General features: G+C 52.1%; 15 protein-coding genes and 1 tRNA gene. 8 read left to right on the top strand and 8 right to left on the bottom strand.

What is annotated here, in order from left to right; genetic code table 11:
- Window positions 1-87 precede the first annotated feature (87 nt).
- Window positions 88-1,338, top strand: a complete 1,251-nt coding sequence (locus B7992_RS09680) for an amidohydrolase (RefSeq protein ID WP_073236403.1) — start codon at window positions 88-90, stop codon at window positions 1,336-1,338.
- Between the two features lie 27 nt (window positions 1,339-1,365).
- Here B7992_RS09680 and B7992_RS09675 read toward each other — a convergent pair whose 3' ends face one another.
- From B7992_RS09675 to nadB, 3 genes are all read right to left on the bottom strand, one after another.
- Entirely contained in the window at window positions 1,366-2,034 is a 669-nt protein-coding gene (locus B7992_RS09675) for a CvpA family protein (RefSeq protein ID WP_073236399.1), read from the bottom strand.
- Between the two features lie 23 nt (window positions 2,035-2,057).
- On the bottom strand, window positions 2,058-3,122 hold the full coding sequence (locus tag B7992_RS09670; RefSeq protein WP_088666155.1) for a serine/threonine-protein kinase: 1,065 nt from the start codon (window positions 3,120-3,122) through the stop codon (window positions 2,058-2,060).
- A gap of 242 nt (window positions 3,123-3,364) precedes the next feature.
- The gene (gene nadB / locus B7992_RS09665) at window positions 3,365-4,948 is read right to left on the bottom strand and encodes an L-aspartate oxidase (protein ID WP_073236396.1); all 1,584 of its coding nucleotides are present in this window, start codon (window positions 4,946-4,948) and stop codon (window positions 3,365-3,367) included.
- 148 nt (window positions 4,949-5,096) lie between these two features.
- On the opposite strand from nadB, the gene B7992_RS09660 reads away from it, so the two are divergent.
- The 3 genes from B7992_RS09660 (at window position 5,097) to B7992_RS09650 (ending at window position 9,327) form a co-directional block, all read left to right on the top strand.
- Window positions 5,097-7,025 carry a peptidylprolyl isomerase gene (locus B7992_RS09660; RefSeq protein ID WP_073285841.1) on the top strand — a complete coding sequence of 643 codons (1,929 nt, stop codon included), beginning with the start codon at window positions 5,097-5,099 and terminating at the stop codon, window positions 7,023-7,025.
- Between the two features lie 82 nt (window positions 7,026-7,107).
- Window positions 7,108-7,180: transfer RNA gene (locus tag B7992_RS09655), tRNA-Glu, on the top strand.
- Window positions 7,181-7,359: 179 nt separating this feature from the next.
- On the top strand, window positions 7,360-9,327 hold the full coding sequence (locus tag B7992_RS09650) for a bifunctional diguanylate cyclase/phosphodiesterase (RefSeq protein ID WP_088666154.1): 1,968 nt from the start codon (window positions 7,360-7,362) through the stop codon (window positions 9,325-9,327).
- Window positions 9,328-9,336: 9 nt separating this feature from the next.
- On the opposite strand, the gene B7992_RS09645 is transcribed toward B7992_RS09650, so the two are convergent.
- Together B7992_RS09645 and greA are read right to left on the bottom strand one after the other, a co-directional pair.
- A complete protein-coding gene (locus tag B7992_RS09645) occupies window positions 9,337-10,227 on the bottom strand; it encodes a TatD family hydrolase (RefSeq protein ID WP_073161299.1) in 891 nt (296 codons plus the stop codon).
- A gap of 121 nt (window positions 10,228-10,348) precedes the next feature.
- On the bottom strand, window positions 10,349-10,816 hold the full coding sequence (gene greA / locus B7992_RS09640) for a transcription elongation factor GreA (protein ID WP_073161331.1): 468 nt from the start codon (window positions 10,814-10,816) through the stop codon (window positions 10,349-10,351).
- 39 nt (window positions 10,817-10,855) lie between these two features.
- On the opposite strand from greA, the gene B7992_RS09635 reads away from it, so the two are divergent.
- On the top strand, window positions 10,856-12,709 hold the full coding sequence (locus B7992_RS09635) for a DUF1015 family protein (RefSeq protein ID WP_088666153.1): 1,854 nt from the start codon (window positions 10,856-10,858) through the stop codon (window positions 12,707-12,709).
- 143 nt (window positions 12,710-12,852) lie between these two features.
- Here the strand turns inward: B7992_RS09635 and lepB are convergent, their stop codons facing one another.
- Complete coding sequence (gene lepB, locus B7992_RS09630; protein ID WP_158535504.1) at window positions 12,853-14,076, bottom strand: signal peptidase I; 1,224 nt, start codon at window positions 14,074-14,076, stop codon at window positions 12,853-12,855.
- Between the two features lie 48 nt (window positions 14,077-14,124).
- Window positions 14,125-15,948: a translation elongation factor 4 gene (lepA, locus tag B7992_RS09625; RefSeq protein WP_073161302.1), complete on the bottom strand. Its 1,824-nt coding sequence runs from the start codon at window positions 15,946-15,948 to the stop codon at window positions 14,125-14,127.
- A 285-nt stretch (window positions 15,949-16,233) separates the two neighbouring features.
- Between lepA and B7992_RS09620 the strand changes: the two genes are divergently transcribed.
- Together B7992_RS09620 and B7992_RS16680 are read left to right on the top strand one after the other, a co-directional pair.
- Window positions 16,234-16,668 (top strand): peptidylprolyl isomerase, encoded by a 435-nt coding sequence (locus B7992_RS09620; RefSeq protein WP_249269370.1) that lies wholly within the window; start codon window positions 16,234-16,236, stop codon window positions 16,666-16,668.
- 3 nt (window positions 16,669-16,671) lie between these two features.
- On the top strand, window positions 16,672-17,688 hold the full coding sequence (locus B7992_RS16680; protein ID WP_073236199.1) for a hypothetical protein: 1,017 nt from the start codon (window positions 16,672-16,674) through the stop codon (window positions 17,686-17,688).
- 126 nt (window positions 17,689-17,814) lie between these two features.
- Here B7992_RS16680 and lexA read toward each other — a convergent pair whose 3' ends face one another.
- Window positions 17,815-18,489 (bottom strand): transcriptional repressor LexA, encoded by a 675-nt coding sequence (gene lexA / locus B7992_RS09605; RefSeq protein ID WP_199173986.1) that lies wholly within the window; start codon window positions 18,487-18,489, stop codon window positions 17,815-17,817.
- A 326-nt stretch (window positions 18,490-18,815) separates the two neighbouring features.
- Here lexA and B7992_RS09600 point away from each other — a divergent pair, with 326 nt between their 5' ends.
- Complete coding sequence (locus tag B7992_RS09600) at window positions 18,816-19,991, top strand: MATE family efflux transporter (protein WP_254917670.1); 1,176 nt, start codon at window positions 18,816-18,818, stop codon at window positions 19,989-19,991.
- Window positions 19,992-20,010 lie beyond the last annotated feature (19 nt).

Raw genomic sequence — 20,010 nt, 5'->3', positions numbered from 1 at the left:
TTCTTCTTAAAAATTTGTTGCAAAAGGCGAAAAAGAGCTATATTCTGTGAACAAAAAAGTTCTTTTTTTCGCGAAAATGAGGCGTTTATGGGTAAAATGGTATTGAAGTCCGTCTATTTTAACGGCTCCGTCAGGGACATCCTTATTTCGGGCAAGAAGTTCGCCAAGGTGGAACGCCCGCTGACCGCAGCCGATTACAACAATGCCGAAATCGTGGACTGCTCCGGCCTGGCGATCCTCCCGCCGTTCTATAACGGCCATACCCATGCGGCCATGACCCTCCTTCGCGGTTATGCCGACGATATGCCCCTGCAGCAGTGGCTGACTCAGCACATCTGGCCCTTCGAGGCGAAGCTTACTCCCAAGGATATCCGGGTGGGATCCCGCCTGGCCATTCTCGAGATGATCAAGTCGGGTACGGTGTTCTTTGCCGACATGTACTGGCACCGCGAAGAGACCATCAAGGCGGTCAAGGAAATGGGGATTCGCGCGGCCATTGGCGTGACGGTGGCCGATGCGCTCCAGACGCCCGAACTGACCGAGGCCAGCTTCAAGTTCCTGCAGGAACACCGCATGGAGTCTGACCGTGTTTCTCTGGCGGTAATGCCCCACGCCATCTATACCGTTAGCGACAAGACCTTCAAACGTTGTGTGGAAGTGGCCCGCAAGGAGGAGTATATTCTTCATACCCATCTGGCCGAAACTGCTACCGAAGTCAAGGACTGCAAAAAGAAGTACGGCTGCACGCCGGTAGAACTGATGGACAAGTTCGGCGCCCTTGGCGGAAATTTCGTGGCGGCCCATTGCGTCCACCTTAGCGGAAACGACATGACGCTCATGGCGGAATCCTGTTCTGCGGCCATTGTCAATCCCTGTTCCAATTTGAAGTTATGTAGTGGCATCCCCAAGATCCACAAGATGCTGGAAAGCGGCATGCTGGTAGGCGTCGGGACCGACGGTGCTTCCTCCAACAACAACCTGGATATGCACGAAGAGATGAAGCTGACTTCTCTCTTGACCAAGGTTTCTAGCAGCGCCGAAAAGTTGCCTGCCGCCGATGCTCTGAAAATGGCTTCTTCCAATGTGGCCATTGCCTATGGCGTTCCGGCCGGAGCCATTGTTGAAGGTCTTTTGGCTGACGCCCTTTTGGTGGACCTCAGGAATGAACGTCTAACCCCCAACCACAATCTGGTTAGCAACTGGGTGTATTCCGCAGACAATAGCGCAATCAAGCACGTTATATGTAACGGCCAGTTCGTAATGAGGGACCGTCATGTGGATGGCGAAGAGGATATAATGAAAGAAGCCGAGCTTACTGCCCGGCGACTTGCTCAGTAAAACCATTTCTGGTTTTTGATCTGGCTCCTACTTTTCTGAAGTGGGGGCTATTTTTTCGGAGGCTTCCTTTACGGCCTTGGCGGCGGCTTCCCTGGCTGCTTCCTTGGCGGCGTCGGTTGCCTTTTCTACGGTTTCCTTGGCCACCTCTTCTACTTTTTCGGAGGCCTTGTTGGCCATCTTCTCTGTGATTTCAGAGGCCTTTCGTTCGGCGGCACCTACAAGGTCTACAGGCTCCGTTGAGTATCCCATAGTCGCAAGGACGGTCTTGTAGGCGGCATAAGAAACGGAATTGTCGCGGGTCTCCTGCACAAAGCCCCCGAAGGGCATTACATGGAGGATGGTCAGTATGACGAACATGACCAGGGCGCCCTTCACCAGTCCAAAGAAGGCTCCAAGGATGCGGTCCACCTTTCCAACGACTGTGTCGGATACGTAATGGTTGACCATGTGGCCAGTAAAGAGCAGGGCGAGGAAGGGAACCAGGAATCCTATGCAAATACAGATAATCGAAGCGGAAAAATCGCTAAAGCCGAATCCTGCTACGGTGTCGGAAAAGAACTTGTTGATGAAGTAGGCGTCGGTAATGGCGGCAATCCAGGCCAGGAGTCTGAAAATACCACGCAGGAGTCCGTGCCAGAGGCCAATGAGCAGCAGGATGGTCATCAACACGAGACTGACTATATCGATAGTATTCATATTCAGGCCAAAAATAAAATTTTTTACAGGGCGGTATGGATGAGGACGGTCACAGCGGTGCTGATGACTACTCCAATTGATAGTCCAAGCAGGAACATTTTCTTGCGGCTATCCTTGTAGAGTGCCGGGGTCGAATAATCGGATTCCGACAGGGGGCCGTTGGATTCCTTGAGGGCGGAACACCAGACGCTCATATAGGGAGTGAGGTCGCGGGGGTAGTTCTTCATGATGGCGGCCAGCTGGTCGGCGGCATCGGCTGCGGTGAGGGGGCGGTTCTTGGGCTTCTTGGCTACCAGCTTCAGCACGAACTTGCGAAGGGCCATGGGGACTTCCTTGGGGAATACCTTGGGGGTGATTCGCAGTTTCTGGATGCGCTGGATGGTCTCGCTGAAGTTCGCCCCGCGGAATATATTCTGGCCGGTGAGCATCTCGATGGCCACGATGCCGACGGCGAACAGGTCGGAAGCGGGGGAGGCGTCTTCGCCATGAGTCTGCTCGGGGCTCATGTAGGTGACTGTACCGAGAATCGCGCCGGTCTGGGTGATGCGGCTGCGTTCCTCTTCGTCCTTGAAGAATCGGTTGAAGTCCAGCTTGTTGTCGGTATAGGCGATGCCGAAGTCCAGCAGACGCACACGACCGTCGTTATCGATCATGATGTTGGCGGGCTTGATGTCGCGGTGGACTACGTTCTGGCGGTGGGCGTGGCCCAGGGCGCTCAGCACTTCGTAGAGCACCAGCATAACGACCCACAGGGGAGGCTGCTTGCACTTGTCCAGGATGTTGCGCAGGGTGTAGCCGTGAACGAATTCCATCGAAAGCGATAGCTTGCCGTCGCTTTCTTTCCAGAGGCCGTAGGGTCTGGTAATGGCGGGGTGGTTCAGGTGGGCTAGGATGTTACCCTCTTGCATGAAGCGCTTGAGGGCATCGGGGTTGTCTTCTTGGGTGGTTTGCATCTGCTTGACCACCACCATGCGGTCTAGGGAAGGGTCGTGGCAAAGCCACAGTTTGCCCATGGCGCCGGCACCCAGTTCCTGTACCGGTCTATAACCGCCAATCTTAGAAGGTTTGTCGTTCTTACCTGCTGCCAATTAAAATCCCGAAAACAGTGAATAGTGAACAGTGAAGAGTGAATAGTGGATAGTGAAGAGTGGACAGAGGGGTGTCATCCCGAGCGAAGTCGAGGGATCTAGACGTCTAATAATGAATTATGGGATATGAGTTATAAAGTTAGGCGCCTTCGGCGCGATTATTTACCTGAAAGGAGCCGCAGGCTCCGCCCTCATACCTCATACCTCATACCTCATACCTCATCCCTCATCCCTCAAACCCCTTACTCCTTGTCGTTTAGGTAAATGCTCTGGTGCTTGGTCTTGGGATTCGGATTGGGGTAATCCAGAATGTAATGGAGACCGCGGGATTCCTTACGGCGCAGAGCTGCGATCAGGATCATCTTGGAGACCTGGAGGGCGTTCAGGAATTCAAGGAAGTAGAAGTTTTCGGTTTCCTTGTTCTTGATTGCGGCGTCCACTTCCTTTTCTAGACCTTCGATGACCTTGAGGCCCTGGTTCAGGCCGGCCACGGTACGTACGATACCGCAGTGGGTCCACATCATGTCCTGAAGGATCTTCTTGCGCTTGCGCCAGAAAGCGGACTTGGTGTAAGAAACCTTTTCCTTCTTGTTGGAACGAGGTGTGGAGATCTTTTCATTGAGGAGGCCGCTTTCCACGATGTTGTCGATGGCGCGAACGGCGTAGACGACGCTTTCGAGGAGGGAGTTGGAGGCCAGGCGGTTTGCTCCGTGAACGCCTGTTGCTGCGACTTCGCCGCATGCATAGAGACCTTTGATTTCTGTACGGGACCAGGTGTCTACCAGAACACCGCCGCACATGTAGTGTGCTGCGGGAACGACGGGGATCCATTCCTTGGTCATGTCGACGCCCACTTCCATGCACTTGGCATAGATGTTGGGGAAGTGGCTGCGGATGTCCTTGGGGGTGTGGCCGGTCAGGTCGATGTACATGTGGGGCTTGCCCAGACGCTGCATTTCGCTGTGGATGGCGCGGGCCACGATATCGCGGGGTGCCAGGGAGTGGAGCGGATGCACCTGGTTCATGAATTCTTCGCCCTTGTCGTTCTTGAGGATGCCGCCAAAGCCGCGGACCGCTTCGGAAATGAGGAAGGGCTTCTTGAGGCTGGGGGCGTAAAGGCTGGTGGGGTGGAACTGCATGAATTCGATGTCCTGCAGTGCTGCACCTGCACGGGCTGCAATGGCCATGCCGTCGCCGCAGCTGTCGGGCGGGCATACGGTGTACTGCCAGATACGTCCGGCGCCACCGGTAGAAAGGACTGTGGACTTGGCGTAGATGTTTTCGACTTCGCCTGTCTTCTGGTGAATGATCTTTGCGCCGATGCAGCGCTTTTCCTTGCCTTCGCCCTGGCAGATCAGGTCCTTGATGTAGCAGTTTTCAAGGTAATCGATGTTCTTCTGCTTGTGAAGTTCGCAGAGGAGGGCGCGCATGATTTCCTTTCCGGTAAGGTCTGCGGCGTGGAGGATGCGGTGATGGCTGTGGCCGCCTTCCAGATGGAGGTCGAACTCTTCGCGGTTCACCGGATTGGGGGTAAACTGGACTCCCCATTTTACAAGCTGCTGGATGGTGGCGGGGCCACTCTTGGTCAGGATGTTTACCGGTTCCTTCTTGCAGAGGCCGGCGCCTGCTTCCAGGGTATCGTCAATATGGAACTTGAACTTGTCTGTCTTCTTGGTAACGGTAGCGATACCGCCCTGAGCGTAGTTTGATGAACCGTCCGGTTTAGCTCCCTTGGTGAGGATGACTACAGAGAGACCTTTTTCTGCAGCATGAAGGGCTGCGCTTAATCCGGAAATGCCGGCACCGAGGACCAAAATATCGTACATGTTCAAACTCCGTTCAGAATCTATTGACTTTTGGATGTGTAATAGATAGAAAAAAAGCCGTATTTCGGCATTATATGACAACAAAATAAAACCAAATGGATTTTTTTACTACATTTTGCGCCGACAAAATTTTAATGGAGTCTACTCTATGTTAACGTGGATTAATGAAAAAGCCAAGTGGATTATTGTAATCTTTGCCGCAGGTATCGCTGTTGGCCTTCTGGCCATGGACCGTGTACCGAACCAGGGCAAGAGCTACCCGGTTGGTGAAGTCAACGACAGCAAGATCACCTATGCTGAATTCGACGCCCGTATCAAGATGATCGTGCAGAACCAGTATCAGGGTCAGCACCTCGAAGACGAACAGTACAACCAGCTCCGTTCCGAAGTCTTCCGCTCTTTCGTTCGCCAGATTCTCCTGAATGGCGAATTCGAAAAGGCCGAACTGCAGGCCTCGGTCGCCGAACTGGAATCTGAATTCACCCGCAATCCGGATGCAGTCCGCGGCCGTCTGGTGCAGGAAGCTCAGCGTCGCCTCTATGCTATCCAGCAGCAGGCTACCTCCCAGGAAGACTTGATGCAGCGCTCTCAGGCCTACATCGCAAGTCTGCCCAAGTTCCTCACCGATTCTACCTTCAACAAGGATGAATACGACGCCTGGCTCAAGACTCCCGAAGCTTTCAAGTGGGGTGTCATGCTTCAGTACGAAGAAGACCTGAAGACCAACACCATCCCCGTTCGCCAACTGCAGGCTCTGGTCGGTGCTTCCTTCCACGCTACTTCTCTCGAAGCTAACTGGACCGTCGGTCGCCGTATGACTGACTACGAACTGCAGGTGGCAGTCGCCTCTGCTTCTGACTTTGCCGTTGACGAAAACACTGTCGACAGCGTCATGGTTGCCGGTTACTTCAATGCACATAAGGACAGCTTCTTCGTGATGAAGGACATGGCCCAGTTCCAGTATGCTTACCTGCCGGTCGAAGCTACCGCCGGTGACGATGCACGCATCCGCGAATATGCAATGACTCTCTACTACCAGCTCACCGACTCCTCTTCTACCACCACCTTCGAAGACATGGCTCGCATTTCTTCCGAAGATCCGGGTACTGCAGAAAAGGGCGGCATCCTGAGCGACGATTACGTTGGTCGTGGTGTCTATGTCAAGGAATTCGAAGACAAGGCTTTCGCCCTGGATTCCGGCGCTATCTCTGAACCGGTGAAGACCCGCTTCGGCTACCATATTATTAAGTCTTACGGCAAGTCCAAGGACTCTACCGGTGCTGACCTGGTCAAGGTCGGTCACATCCTGCTGGTCGTGAACGCTTCTTCTGAAACTATCGACAGCCTCGAAAACGTTCTTGCTCAGGTTAAGGCTAGCGTTGATGCAGGCAAGTCCTTCGAAGAAGCTGCCAAGGATCAGAACCTGATGGTTCAGAAATCCAACTGGATTTCTCGTGGCGACAACATCGACGGTGTCGGTTACCTGAAGGGTCTGGCTGCCTACGCATGGCCCAACGAAATCCTGCCCGAAGAATCCAGCAAGGTTTCTCCGGTCATGAAGAACAACAAGTGGGTTGCTGTCGCTATCAAGACTGCCGACCTCAAGGCTGGCGAACGTAGCCTCGACCTGTTCTTCAACGACATCAAGGCAACTCTCCTCCGCAACAAGGCTGCTTCCGCTGCTGAAGCTTACCTGAACTCTGTTGCCGACAAGGTCAAGGCCTTCAACGCCGACGATTCTACCACCAAGATCGAAAAGGTCCGCGTAGAAACCAAGAGCGCTTCTGTTGACGGTTACGTTCCGGGCTTCGGCTACGGCAACGTGAACTTCGCCAAGGCTGTCAAGAACGCCAAGGAAGGTGAATGGACCGCTGCAATGGCAACCGATATTGGTGCCGTGATGCTGAAGGTCACCTCCAAGAAGACTCCTGAAGAAGAAGCTCTGAAGTCCGCTGTTAAGTCCGACGTCCAGAACGCTTCTAGCTACGGTGCTGCAAGCCTGTTCAACGAATTCGTGAACAACCTGGAAGCTGCAACTCCGGTCAAGAACAACCTGGACCTGTACTACAGAGACTAATATCCGGTCTTTGATGACAAGTTCAAAAATGTTTACTACATTTAGCACCGCTTTTGCGAAGGCTTAAGTAGAAACATTTTTCGGTGCCATCGTCTAGTGGTCTAGGACACTGGCCTCTCACGCCGGCAACGAGGGTTCGAGTCCCTCTGGCACTATAAAAAAAGATCCGTAGCGGGAATGCTACGGATTTTTTGCGTATAATGGGCCTGTTTGAGGCCTTATTCTGGCTTTGTTGAATGTTTTTTGTAAGTCAGATGTATTTTTGTAAAAGAAAAGTTATATTTTTTGTTCAGTTATATGGTTTTGGAATTTGGATAAACGGGATTTGGTTTAAATGCGGCTTTTCGATGAAAAGAAGATCGTTCGTTTCCTGCTGATTTTTGCAGGAATTTTCTTTGCTGTGTTTATACCGGAGCTGGTACGCAGTATCCATAACGTGTTTATGGTGGTACCTTACGTGCTGTCGGTCTTTTTCCTGTTCCTGGTGGCATTCACTTATAAGTTCCCCATTGTGGGTAACCGCAAGAAGATGCGCAACGATGTGAATATCGTGCCGCCGCCAACCATAACTTCTTACCCGACCCGAGATCTTCAGCGAGATTTGCTGGAACGCGACGAACTGTTCCAGATGATGGTAGACGTTTCTGCCAACGGTTTTTGGACGTTCGACGTGGTTAGCGGAAAGGTTTACTGGTCCCAGAAGGCTCTTAAGCTGCTCATGGCCGAAATGGTCAATGTGGACGATACCTTCGACGTGATGCGAACCCGTATTGTCGAAAACGACTGGGAAAATTTCCGCGAAGCCTTGAATGGCGCCCTGGAACGCTGCGAAAACTTCAATATCAAGATTTCACTCCAGAATGCGGTTTCCAGGGAGCACCGTCTGCAGATTTCTGGACATGTGCAGAAGAACGAAGAGGGGAGGCCCATTCGTGTGATCGGTTCCCTGACCGAGGAACTGGATCGTTTTGCCGCAGAAAAGCAGAACTATTATTATGTCTACCAGGACGCTCTGACGGGTGTCTACAACCGCAAGTTCTTCTTGGAAAAGCTCAAGGTAGACGTGGACATGGCCCACCAGAATCCCAATTATATTTTTGCGGTGGCCCTCCTGGATATCGATAGTTTTGGTGCGATCAATACGTCGTTCTCTATTAACGTAGGCGACAACGTCTTGCGTGTCATGTCGGAACGTCTTAAGGCCCAGTGCCGCAGCAACGATTCCATCGCCCGTATTGGCCCCGACGTGTTTGCTATTATTTTGCACGGCATCCGCAGTACCGATAGCGATGATGATGTTCTGCCGATTGTACGTCGCATTCATAATGCGGTAAAGATGCCTATTCAGATCGATGGCCGCGAACTTTATATCAGCGTGTCTATGGCGGTAGCCCTGAACCGCGACGTGGATTGCGTCGAAGATATTCTTGCCAATGCGACGGCCAGCCTCCGCGAAATGAAGAAGGGCGTTAACCACGGCGATATCCAGTTCTTTAGTGGCCGCATCCGCGAAAAGGCCATGAGGCTCTATAAGCTGGAATTTGAAATCCGCCGTGCCATTCAGGATAGCGAATTTATCTTGATGTACCAGCCCATTGTAGATACCGGTGCGAAGGACAAGGTGGTGGCCTTTGAAGCTCTGGTTCGCTGGCAGCAAGAAGAAAAGGGGATTGTCTCGCCGGCCGAGTTTATTCCCATTGCCGAAGAAACGGGCTTGATTATTCCTATGGGCGCCCAGATTTTGCGCATGGCCTGCAAGCAGGCTAAGCAGTGGGTGGACATGGGCTACAAGGACATTCAGGTTGCTGTTAACTTCTCGGCTAAACAGTTTGCCCTTGATAACATGGTGGATGACATCAAGCGAGTGCTTATCGAGACTCAGCTCCATCCCCGTAACCTGAAGCTGGAAATTACCGAATATACCGCCATGTGCGAGGCCGAAAAGACCATCGAGATCATGCGCGCCCTGTCGAATATGGGGTTGCAGATTTCCATTGACGATTTTGGTACGGGTTACAGCTCCCTCTCTTACTTAAAGCGCTATCCGATTCATACGCTGAAGATGGATAAGTCCTTTATCGATCATATGACCGAAAACGAGGAAGACGCCACGTTCGCCCGAATGGTAATCGGTATTTCTAAGTCGCTGGGTTTGGACCTGGTGGCCGAAGGTGTCGAAACAGAAGAACAGCTGAACTTCTTGAAGGAAGAGGGATGCCGCCTGATTCAAGGTTTCTATTTCAGCAAACCTTTGACTACGGGTGAGGCCCTGGCTTATCTGGAACAGCACTACAAGCCGTAGACTTTCAGCCTAGATTCCGTAACACTGGCGAGTATTTTCGCGACATTGCCTGTAGAGTTCATCTACAGGTATTTTTTTGATGTCCGAAAGCATCTGGGCGGTGTAGGGAATGAATCCGGAATGGCAGGTTTTTCCGCGGTGGGGCACGGGGGCCATGTAGGGGGAATCTGTTTCTAGCAGGATCTGGTTGTAGGGGACCAGCATGGCGGCGTCACGGACGTTCTGGGCACTCTTGAAGGTGACGATCCCGGTAAATCCGATGAACACGTTTGCGTCTAGGGACAGAAGTTCTTCGACGAATTCGGGAGAACCCGTAAAGCAATGTACGTGGATGTTGCGGTCGTGCAGGTTTGCGTTACGGAGAATGGCCAGGGCGTCTTCGTCGGCTTCGCGGAGGTGGAATACCAGGGGCTTGCCGGAGTCTATGCCGATAGACAGCTGACGTTCAAAGAGTTTGCACTGGTCGATTTTTTTGTCGGCGCCGTAATGGTAGTCGAGGCCGATTTCGCCACAGGCGACGCACTTGGGGTGCTTCAGGAGGCCTGCAATGCGGGCTTCGTCGTCGGGAGTGGTGACGCTGACGTATTCCGGGTGGATTCCGAATGCGCCGTATACGAAACTGTATTTTTCGATAAGCTCGACGCCTTTGTCAAGATCCTTGGGGTCGCAGGCCACGTGGATGAATGCTTCGGGCATGCGTATGTTAGGGTCGGGCGTGTTGGACTTGGAGCTGCTCCAGCTTTTTTGGCTACTGAGGTCGGGAATGGGGAAGGCGGCGGTGCTGGTTGAATTTAAGCGTGCGGCATCCGTTGCGGCCTGCAGGCGGGCAAAAAGTGCATCCAGCGTTTCGCCAGAATATTCCTCGTAAGCATCCAAATGACAATGAGAATCGATAAACATAACAGGTACGAGGTCGCGGCGTTGCCGCTTTGAGGTGAGAGGGCGCATCCTTCGGATGCTTTGAGGTTTGAGGGGTTTCCGCATCGAACCTCAGAGGGCGCGAAGCGACCGGCTTCAATACTTAATAACTTACTTCCACGATTTCGTAGGTGATTAGGCCTTTGGGGGCCTGTACTTGCACTTGTTCGCCTTGCTTCTTTCCCATGAGGGCTTCGCCGACGGGAGACTTCATACTGATCTTGCCTTCCAGCGGGTTGATTTCCTTTTCGCCTACGATGCTGTAGATGCGTTCGCGCTTGGTCTTGATATCTTTCATCTTGACGGTAGCGCCGAATCTGATGGAGCCGTCGTCAGAGGCGGGGGCGGCAACCACCTGGGCACCGTCCAGGATTCGATCCAGTTCGCGGAGGCGGCGGTCGATTTCGCGGACTCGCATACGGCCATAAGTGTAGGCTGCATTTTCGCTGCGGTCACCTTCGGCAGCGGCTGCCTGGACCTGGTTGATCATGGCGGGGCGTTCCACGAACTTCAAATGTTCCCATTCCGCCTTGAACTTGTCAAAACCTTCTTGCGATATCAGATGTTTCATGATTGAAAATGTAGAAAAATTGCTATCTTTGCAAACCATATGAGTGTTTTAGATAGAATCCCCAAAAGACGTCAGGAATCCAAGTATAAGCGCCTTAGCCGCATTTATTACAATAGAATGTTCCCGAGGCGTCACGATGCTCTGGAAGTGGCCTGGTCTGTATTTGTGGGTGTGTTTATTGGTGTGAGTCCCACCTTTGGCGTTGCCATCATTATGACTGTGGCTACTTGCGCCTTGTTCAAGTTGCCCAAGGTTCCCGGTGTCATCGCAGATTTTGTGGCTAACCCGGTCACTCAGTTCGGTTTTTTCTATCCGGCAGGTTATGCTCTTGGCTGTGCCATTGTGCAGCCCGAAGCCATCAGTTTTGACTTCCTCAAGGAATTCGAACAGGTCTCCTGGAGCAATTTCGGTACGATCATGGGTAACCTGTGGCACAACGCTTCCGGTCACCTTTTCGCCTTCCTGGTGGGTATCGAAATTATTGCCACCATTACTGGCTTTATTTTCTTCTTTATCGCCTACTTCGTGGTGGGCTACCGCAAAAAGAAGTGGCTTGCTGCCAAGACGGGCTATATTCACAATCTGATTGCCGAAGATGAAGTTTTAATCAAAGAAACACGCAACAAAGGAAAGAAACCTATGATGCACATCTACCCGTTCAAGGCTCTGCGCCCCGTTGATCCGGCCGAAGCCAAGAACATCTCCGCTCTCCCGTACGACGTGATGAACCGCGCTGAAGCCAAGGAAATGGCTCAGGGCCTTCCTCACTCCTACCTCCGCGTTACCCGTTCCGAACTGGAACTGGACGACAGCCTGGATGCATACGATCCTAAGGTCTATGCCCACGCTCGCGAAAACCTGGACAAGATGATTGCCGATGGCGTTATCGCTCACGACAAGAAGGACTGCCTTTACATTTATCGCCAGACCATGAACGGCCGTGAACAGTACGGTCTGGTTTGCTGCGTTCCTGCAGAAGACTATTTCAATGGTACCATCAAGAAGCACGAACTGACCCGCGCAGACAAGGAAGAAGACCGTCTCCGCCACGTTCTCGGCACCAACGCCAACACTGGTCCGGTGTTCCTGACCTACCGCGACGAAGGTCAGTTCGCTTTGCTGGCTGACGTAATCAAGACTGCTCCCACCTATGACTTCGTTACCGAAGCTGATGGCTTTGGCCACACTGTGTGGGTTATCGAAGACGACGCCAAGATCGCCGCTATCCGCAAGGCTTTCGAAGCTGTTCCCGTGAGCTACATCGCCGACGGTCACCACCGTAGTGCTGCAGGCGCTCGCGCCGCTAGCTACCGTGCCGAAGAAGCCAAGAAGGCCGGCACCTACACCGGTGACGAAGAATTCAACCGCTATCTCGCTATCCTGTTCCCCAGCACCCAGCTGAAGATCTTGGACTACAACCGCGTTCTCAAGTCTCTGAACGGCCGTACTCCGGAACAGCTCATGGCTGAAATGGAAAAGGTCTTTGACATTGCTCCGCTGGCTGAAATGCAGAGCCCCGCAAAGCAGAACCAGGTCAACTTCTACATGGGCGGCAAGTGGTATGCTTGCACCTTCAAGGCTGAATACCTCCAGAACCTTGGCCCCGTAGATAGCCTTGACGTGGCTCTCCTCCAGAAGCTCATCCTGAAGCCCCTCTTCGACGTTGATGATCCTCGTACCTCCAAGAATATCGACTTCGTCGGTGGTATCCGTGGTCTCGGCGAACTGGTGAAGCGTGTCGATAGCGGTGAATGCGCTTGCGCATTTGCCATGTATCCGACCACTCTGGATCAGCTCATGAACATCGCCGACGCTGGCGAAATCATGCCGCCCAAGAGCACCTGGTTCGAACCCAAGCTCCGCGACGGTCTGCTGGTTCACACTCTGGACTAATTCCGAAAGCGAATGGACTATAAAGAAAGACGGCTGGTTTTACCGGCCGCCTTTCTTTTTTATCGGAATGATTCCGTTTGAAGTTTAGTGTTTGAAGTTTCGCGTTTGGTTTTGCGATTGGAACCTACGATTAGGATTTCGTGTTAGGGCTCCATGTCTTCGCGTCTGATGGCTGACTTTCGGGGCTTAGTCGGCTGAGGTTTCTTGACCTTCTTGCTGGGAGCGTCTTCGCTTTCATCATCCTTTTCGCTTTCGGCAGCCTCGTCGCTCTTGAAGATTTCAACCACGAAGTTGTAGGCTTTTTCTGCGGAGTCCTTTACGATCCTCCAGATGTCCCTGGCTACGACTTCTGCTGCTTTGACGTAGGTGAGGGCCGGGTCTACGAACTTCGCCTTTATCTTGTCGGGGGTCTTTAGGTGGAGCCCCACAATGTGGTCGGCAGAGAAGTAACCTAGTTCACGGGAGTCGGGGCAGTTGGATCCTTTTTCGCAGGCTAGGAAGTAACAGTCCTTTGTAATGATTACTTCGTCTAGTGGTTCCGCAGTCTCTTCGGGTGGGGGAGGTGGCTGCGGTTCGTCGCTTGCCGTATCGACCTTGGCAATTTCTGGGACTGCAACTTCGCCTGGTGGGGTCAAGGAGATGTCTACAGAGTCTTGCAGGGAGTCTTGTTCCGCGATATTTGTAGGAGGCAGTTCCTTTTGCTTTATTCTATATAGTTTGCGTTTTAACTTGATTGGTGAATTACCGGGTTCACTCCGTCTAATCTGGAGTTCAATCAGGTAACGGTCTTGCCAGGGCAGAAAGTCAATTTCCTTTAGGCTGACCTGTCTGTTTGCGATTTTGGTTGCACCGACACGGTCAATATTGATTTCTCTTTCGCCTTGCCACAAGGTGGTCTTGACGAATACTTTTTCGCCTAGGCTATGGAGGTATGAAATCAGGTAATCCTGTTCTACTTCGTTCAGTTGTTCGAATCTGAGGGTGTCGCCGATTTTGGGAATGTAGATGGATTGGGTCTGGATGAATGCGTCTTCGCCTTTCCATTTGAAGTGGCGGTGGGGCGTAATGACTTTACCCTTGTCCGAGATGCTGATTGTATCGCCCGGCATGGCGATAATCCTGCGGATCATATACTCGTTGCTATAGAACTTTGCCAGGACGTAATCCTGCTCCTTGGCAGATGATGCGCATTGGGGGAGCTTGCATACCCAGACAACCGAGCGTTCCTTGAACTTAGGGAACATGGAAGAGTCGGGAATCTGCACCGGATCGATTACATAGTATCGGGCAAAAATGGATGCCGCGAATATGGCTATCAGGACGAAAAACAAAAAGAAGGCGTGGCTTTGGCTGTTACGCCTCTGCAAACGCCTAACTTTTCGGTCTAGTCTAGACAACTCTTAACCCCGCCTCGATTAGTCTTCGCTGCCGCCGGAGGAATTGTCGGAGAGGGAAAGAACTGCGAGGAATGCCTTCTGAGGTACTTCCACAGAGCCGATGCTCTTCATGCGCTTCTTACCTTCCTTCTGCTTTTCAAGGAGCTTGCGCTTACGGGTAATGTCACCGCCATAGCACTTGGCAAGCACGTCCTTACGCACTGCCTTCACGGTGCTGCGGCTGATGATCTTTCCGCCGATGGCACCCTGGATAGCCACGTCGAACTGCTGACGGGGAATAAGGTCCTTCAGCTTGACGCAGATGGCGTTGGCGTAAGTGTGGGCCTTGTCGCGATGGATAATCACGGAGAAGGCGTCCACCGGATCACCGTTCAGGAGGATGTCCAGCTTCACCAGGTTGTTCTGGCGGTAACCCATGGGGGCGTAATCCAGGCCGGCGTAACCGCGGCTCACGGACTTCAGACGGTCATAGAAGTCGAACATGATTTCTGCCAGGGGCAGGTTGTACTTCAAGATACACTTGGTTTCGTCCAGGTATTCCATGGTCTCGAACTCGCCGCGCTTTTCGTCGCAGAGGGTCATGAGGGCGCCCACGAATTCCTTGGGGGTAAAGATCTGGGCCTTTACGTAAGGTTCCTCGATGTGGTCGTAGCGGCTGGCGTCGGGGAGCTTGCTGGGGCTTTCGATCTTGATCATTTCGCCATCGCTCATGTAAACGTGGTACTCCACGTTGGGGACGGTGGTAATGATGTCCACGTTGAATTCGCGGTCCAGGCGTTCCTGCACGATTTCCATGTGCAAGAGTCCCAGGAAGCCAGTGCGGAAACCAAAGCCCAAGGCTTCGGAAGTTTCCGGTTCCCAGGTGAGTGCGGAGTCGTTCAAGCGCAACTTTTCAAGAGCTTCGCGCAGGTCCTTGTAATCTTCCGGATTGATGGGGTAGATACCGGAGTAGATCATGGGGAGGATATCCTTGTAGCCGGGCAGGGGCTCCGTTGCAGGATTTGCTGCGTCGGTCAAGGTGTCGCCGATCTTCACGTCGCTGATGGTCTTCACGTTGGCAAGCACATAGCCTACCATGCCTGCAGTCAGTTCCGGCTTGGGGTCGCGACGCATGCTGAAGGTACCTACTTCGGTCACCATGTATTCGCCGCCGGTTTTCATCATGCGGATCTTCATGCCGGGCTTCAGGGTGCCTTCTACAATACGGATGTAGTTGATCACGCCGCGGTAGGAATCGTACACGGAGTCAAAGATCAATGCCTTCAGGGGCTTATCGCTTTCGCCAGTGGGGGCGGGAATTTCATCGACGATCTTGTCCAGGACCTGTTCTACGTTCAGGCCGGTCTTTGCAGAAATGCGGGGAATCTTATCCGGGTCATAGCCAAGCAGGTCGCCGATCATCTGGGCGAAGTGGTCGGGCTGGGCACCCGGCAAGTCAACCTTGTTCAAGACGGGAATCACTTCCAGGTTGTTCTCGATGGCCAGGTACAGGTTGGAGAGGGTCTGGGCTTCGATGCCCTGGCTTGCGTCCACCACCAGGATGGCTCCTTCGCAAGCGGCTAGGGAACGGCTCACTTCATAGGTGAAGTCCACGTGACCCGGGGTGTCGATCATGTTCAGAATGTATTCCTTGCCGTCACGTTCGTAGACCATGCGGATGGCGTGGGCCTTGATGGTGATACCGCGTTCGCGTTCCAGGTCCATGTCGTCCAGGAGCTGGTTCATCATTTCGTTCTTGGAAACGGTCTTGGTCAGTTCGATCATTCGGTCGGCCAGGGTGGATTTACCGTGGTCGATGTGGGCGATAATACTGAAGTTTCTGATATTGTCGTTATGAGCCATAGTGAGCTATTGGTTCCAGTTGTTGAGAACTTCGTTAAAAGCGTCTTAATTTCGCCCAAATATAGAAAATGCTCAGCCTCCCCCGAACCGATATATTCTATATTCTACAGGCAATTAGTTTTTATTGACAAAAACTCGTTCGTATACGATTACATGATGGAATCTATGAAACTGTTCAAGAAATTAGCACTTGCATGTGTTTTTTGTGTTGGTCTGTGTGGGCTTTTTTCCTTGACATTTGCTGATGGCGAAAAAGGGAAGGTCTTCAATAAGGATTATACTGGAATCAAGTCCATTGTAGCGACCATTTCTACTCATGAAGGTCCTATTGTCGTGGAACTGGATTTTAAGGCTGCTCCGAATACGGTGGCAAACTTTGTTGAACTTTCCAATAGCGGTTTTTACAATGGACTTCTGTTCCATCGTGTGATTAACGGTTTTATGATTCAGGGTGGCGATCCTAAGGGAAATGGCACCGGCGGTCCTGGATACACCATTGACGATGAAATCAGCAGCCTGGTTCATGATGCCGGTGTGATTTCTATGGCGAACCGTGGCCCCAACACCAACGGATCTCAGTTCTTTATTACTCAGACACCGCAGCACCACCTGGATGGCAAGCATACTGTGTTTGGCCGCGTTCTTCAGGGGCAAGATATTGTTTGCCGCATTGAACCGAACGACCCAATTTTAAACATTAAAATCGAAGAAAAGAAGTAATCTATGAGTTCTAAGAAAGTTGCAACGAAGGAAACCAAGGCCGCCGAAAAGAAACCGGCTGCAAAAAAGACTGCCACTGCCAGTGCAGCCAAGAAACCGGCAACTAAGCCTGTAGAAAAGGAAGTTACCAAGGCCGCAAAGTCTGCTGCCAAGGAAACTGCCTCCAAGACTGCTTCTAAGTCTGCTGCCAAACCGGCTGCCAAGGCTGCCGAAAAGGTTGAAAAGGTCGAAAAGGCTGCTCCCGCCAAGGCAAAGGCCGCAGCCAAGGCTGCTGAATCCGCTCCTGCAAAGGCTTCCAAGGCAAGTGCCAAGGAAACCAAGGCTTCTAAGGCTGCAGCGAAGGAAACTCCGAAGGCCGAAGAAAAGGTTGCTGAAAAGGCTCCTGCAAAGACTGCAAAGGCCGCCGTGAAGGAAGCTCCCAAGGCCGAAGAAAAGGCTCATGCAAAGACTGCAAAGGTTGAAGTCAAGGAAGAAAAAGTGGAAGTGAAGGTTGAGCCCAAGGCTGAATCCAAGGTTGACTCCAAGTACGACTATGCTGTTTTGCTGGAAGGCGTCAAGAAGTTGTCTAAGTCTGTCATGTTCGTCGAAATTGATGAACAGGAAGACCGTTCCAACAAGAAGAAGATGTCTTCTGAAATGAAGAGTCTCGAAATGAAGCCCACTGCAGCTATCCGTCACAAGGCTTCTCTTGCTGAAGAAACTCAGGAAGAACTGACTGAACGCATCCTTAAGGAACTGGAAGAACAGAACCTGGCTTTCGAACGCGAAGCTGCATCCCAGATGTGTACCCGTTGCAACCGCAACCTGGTGTCTCCGGAATTCTGGGTCGATAAGCATCTCGGTTACTGCGAAGAATGTGCATTCATCCTCAAGCTTGGTCAGTCCAAGGAAGCCCGCAAGGTGGAATACCAGCTGGGCGGCATGGGCGACTCCCTTGATGAAGAAGATGAAGATATCATGGGACCGGACGCAGACGATCTGAAGGCGGCCGAAGACGATCTCGCCGATCTTGATGATTAATGAATGAATCCACCGGCTTTCGTCGGTGGTTCTTTCTTTATGGCTATAAAAGTGTGGGTATAAAAAAAGACGGACTTTTGTCCGCCTTTTTTTGTATAAATGCAAGCGAGTTTGAAAAATCGCAGGTTAGCTAATCTTGCGCATAACGCCGATGACGCGGCCTGCAATGGCAAAGTCCTTGTCTTTCTTTACGATGATGGGACGATAGCTGGGGTTTGCAGGGCGCAGCTCGACGTGGTCTGCGTTGGGGTGGTAATATTTGACGGTAGCTTCGTTATCGACCTGGGCTACGATGATTTCGCCGCGGTCTGCGGTTTTCTGCTGACGTGCAAAGATCAAATCGCCATCAAAGATTCCTGCGTTGATCATGGAATCGCCCTTGACGCGGAGTGCAAAGACGTCGGTACGGCAAGCCAGAAAATCGCGGTCGATGGTAACAGTACCTTCCAGGTTCTGCACTGCGAGAATGGGGGTACCTGCTGCAACTCGACCCACGATAGGAATTTCGATGGTGTTGCTGGGTGCCAGTTCCTTATTTTCGTCATCGTTGGAACCGATGATTTCGATACCGCGGCTCAGGCGGGGAGAACGGCTGATGTAACCCTTCTTGATGAGGGCTGCGAGAATGGAACGCACGCCATTGGTAGAAGAAATTTCAAAATGGTTGCCGATTTCGCGCACGGTGGGCGGCATCTTGTTTTCCTTGGAGTACTTCTTGATGTATTCCAGGATTTCTTCCTGACGGGAAGTCAGTTCCTTGCGGGAACTTTCGTTACCCTGCATAGAATCGTTCATTTCCATTATAAACCTCGCTTTTGAACTTTACATTTATAAATATAGTGTTCAAATGGATAATTGTCAATATGAACACTGCACAAAAGTGAGTTTTTTTCCTGTATACTGGTAGAACCAATTTATTTTGAGGTCCATCTAGTTTTTGGCCGTCTTTATTTCTAAAATCCGCGCCATGAAAAAGGTTGAAGTCAAGGATCGTTCCCTTATAAGCCTCTCGTGGCCTCTCATTTTGACTTTTGCCATTGGAATGCTCCAGCCCCTGATGGATAGCTGGTTCCTTTCCCGAACGTCGGAAACGGCTGCGGCTGGGGTCGGTGCCATGATGCCTGTTCTTGCCGCCCCTTTTTACGGCCCTCAATGCCCTGGCCCAATCCGGTGCCAGTATCGCATCGCAGTTTATCGGGGCCAATCAGAAAAGTCACGCCCGTTCGACGCAGTCCATGGTGTTGGTGGGCAGTCTGATTCTTGGATTTGCCCTCAGCTTGATCATTTGGCCCATTTCGGGGTACATTCCCAAGTGGATGGGGTTGGAAGAGGCTCCCGCCCAGTTTGCCAAGCAGTTCCTTTCTGTGGTGGCTGCCGGTTTTGCTTTCAGGTCTGCGCAGTCGACGTTGACGGCCCTTATTGCTACCCACGGCCTTACCATCTGGAATTTCTTCGGAAATTTGATCACGATTATCAGCAATGCGGCCATGAACTATGTCTTTTTGGAAGGCTGCTTTGGCTTGCCGAAGATGGGCGTGTATGGCGTCGCCCTGGCCACCGCGCTTTCCTGGTTGATTTCTTCTGGAATTCTATGGTGCGTCTTGCGTTACAAGGTGGAACACCAGACACACCGTCGCGACCTGAAACGTTCCCGCGCCATTTTGCCGGACTGGATCCGAATTGGATTGCCTGCCGCTGCGGAACCCATCAGCTTTCAGCTGTTCCAGGTTTTTATTACCGCCATGGTTGTGTATGTGGGAACGACTGCCATGACCGCCCGCGTTTTCGCAGGTAACTTTGCCGCACTTTCTGTGATTCTTGGAATTGGCCTTGGTCATGGAAACCAGATTCTCGTAGCCCATCTGGTGGGGGCCCACGATTTTGAAAAGGCCAACAAGAGGGTCTATCAGACTCTTGCCATTGGCGTGGTCAGCGGTCTGGTGCTGTCCATTTGCATGGCCCTGATGGGGGAGCATCTAATCGGATTCTTTACGGATAATCCCGACGTCATTAAGCTTGGATGCCTTTGCCTTTGGTGCGATGTGGCGGTGCAGCCTTTCAAGGCGGTGAACTTTATCGTAACCACGTCCTTGCGGGCTTCGGGCGATTCCAAGTTCCCGGCCATTGTGGGAAGCGGCATGATGTGGGTCCTGGCGGCTCCGACTGCACTGTTCCTGGCTTTTGTTCTGGACCTTGGGCTGGTGGGTTTATGGCTCGGCATTGCCTGCGATGAATTCTACCGTTCCATTGCAAACATTTGGCGTTGGCGCAGCGGCCGCTGGAAATCCAAGGCTGTGGTGTAAAGCTAAAAAAGCTATCTTT

It is taken from the genome of Fibrobacter sp. UWH1 (assembly GCF_002210365.1).
GTDB lineage: Bacteria > Fibrobacterota > Fibrobacteria > Fibrobacterales > Fibrobacteraceae > Fibrobacter.
The sequence above is the reverse complement of the archived record's forward strand: the minus strand, read 5'-3'. Positions and strand labels throughout refer to the sequence as shown.

Excerpts from the sequence above, each read along its gene's own strand:
- B7992_RS09645 (WP_073161299.1), bottom strand. The coding sequence starts at position 10,227 with ATGTTTATCGATTCTCATTGTCATTTGGATGCTTACGAGGAATATTCT.
- B7992_RS09635 (WP_088666153.1), top strand. The coding sequence starts at position 10,856 with ATGAGTGTTTTAGATAGAATCCCCAAAAGACGTCAGGAATCCAAGTAT.
- B7992_RS09660 (WP_073285841.1), top strand. The coding sequence starts at position 5,097 with ATGTTAACGTGGATTAATGAAAAAGCCAAGTGGATTATTGTAATCTTT.
- nadB (WP_073236396.1), bottom strand. The coding sequence starts at position 4,948 with ATGTACGATATTTTGGTCCTCGGTGCCGGCATTTCCGGATTAAGCGCA.
- lepA (WP_073161302.1), bottom strand. The coding sequence starts at position 15,948 with ATGGCTCATAACGACAATATCAGAAACTTCAGTATTATCGCCCACATC.
- lexA (WP_199173986.1), bottom strand. The coding sequence starts at position 18,489 with ATGGAAATGAACGATTCTATGCAGGGTAACGAAAGTTCCCGCAAGGAA.
- B7992_RS09675 (WP_073236399.1), bottom strand. The coding sequence starts at position 2,034 with ATGAATACTATCGATATAGTCAGTCTCGTGTTGATGACCATCCTGCTG.
- B7992_RS09650 (WP_088666154.1), top strand. The coding sequence starts at position 7,360 with ATGCGGCTTTTCGATGAAAAGAAGATCGTTCGTTTCCTGCTGATTTTT.
- B7992_RS16680 (WP_073236199.1), top strand. The coding sequence starts at position 16,672 with ATGAGTTCTAAGAAAGTTGCAACGAAGGAAACCAAGGCCGCCGAAAAG.
- B7992_RS09680 (WP_073236403.1), top strand. The coding sequence starts at position 88 with ATGGGTAAAATGGTATTGAAGTCCGTCTATTTTAACGGCTCCGTCAGG.
- greA (WP_073161331.1), bottom strand. The coding sequence starts at position 10,816 with ATGAAACATCTGATATCGCAAGAAGGTTTTGACAAGTTCAAGGCGGAA.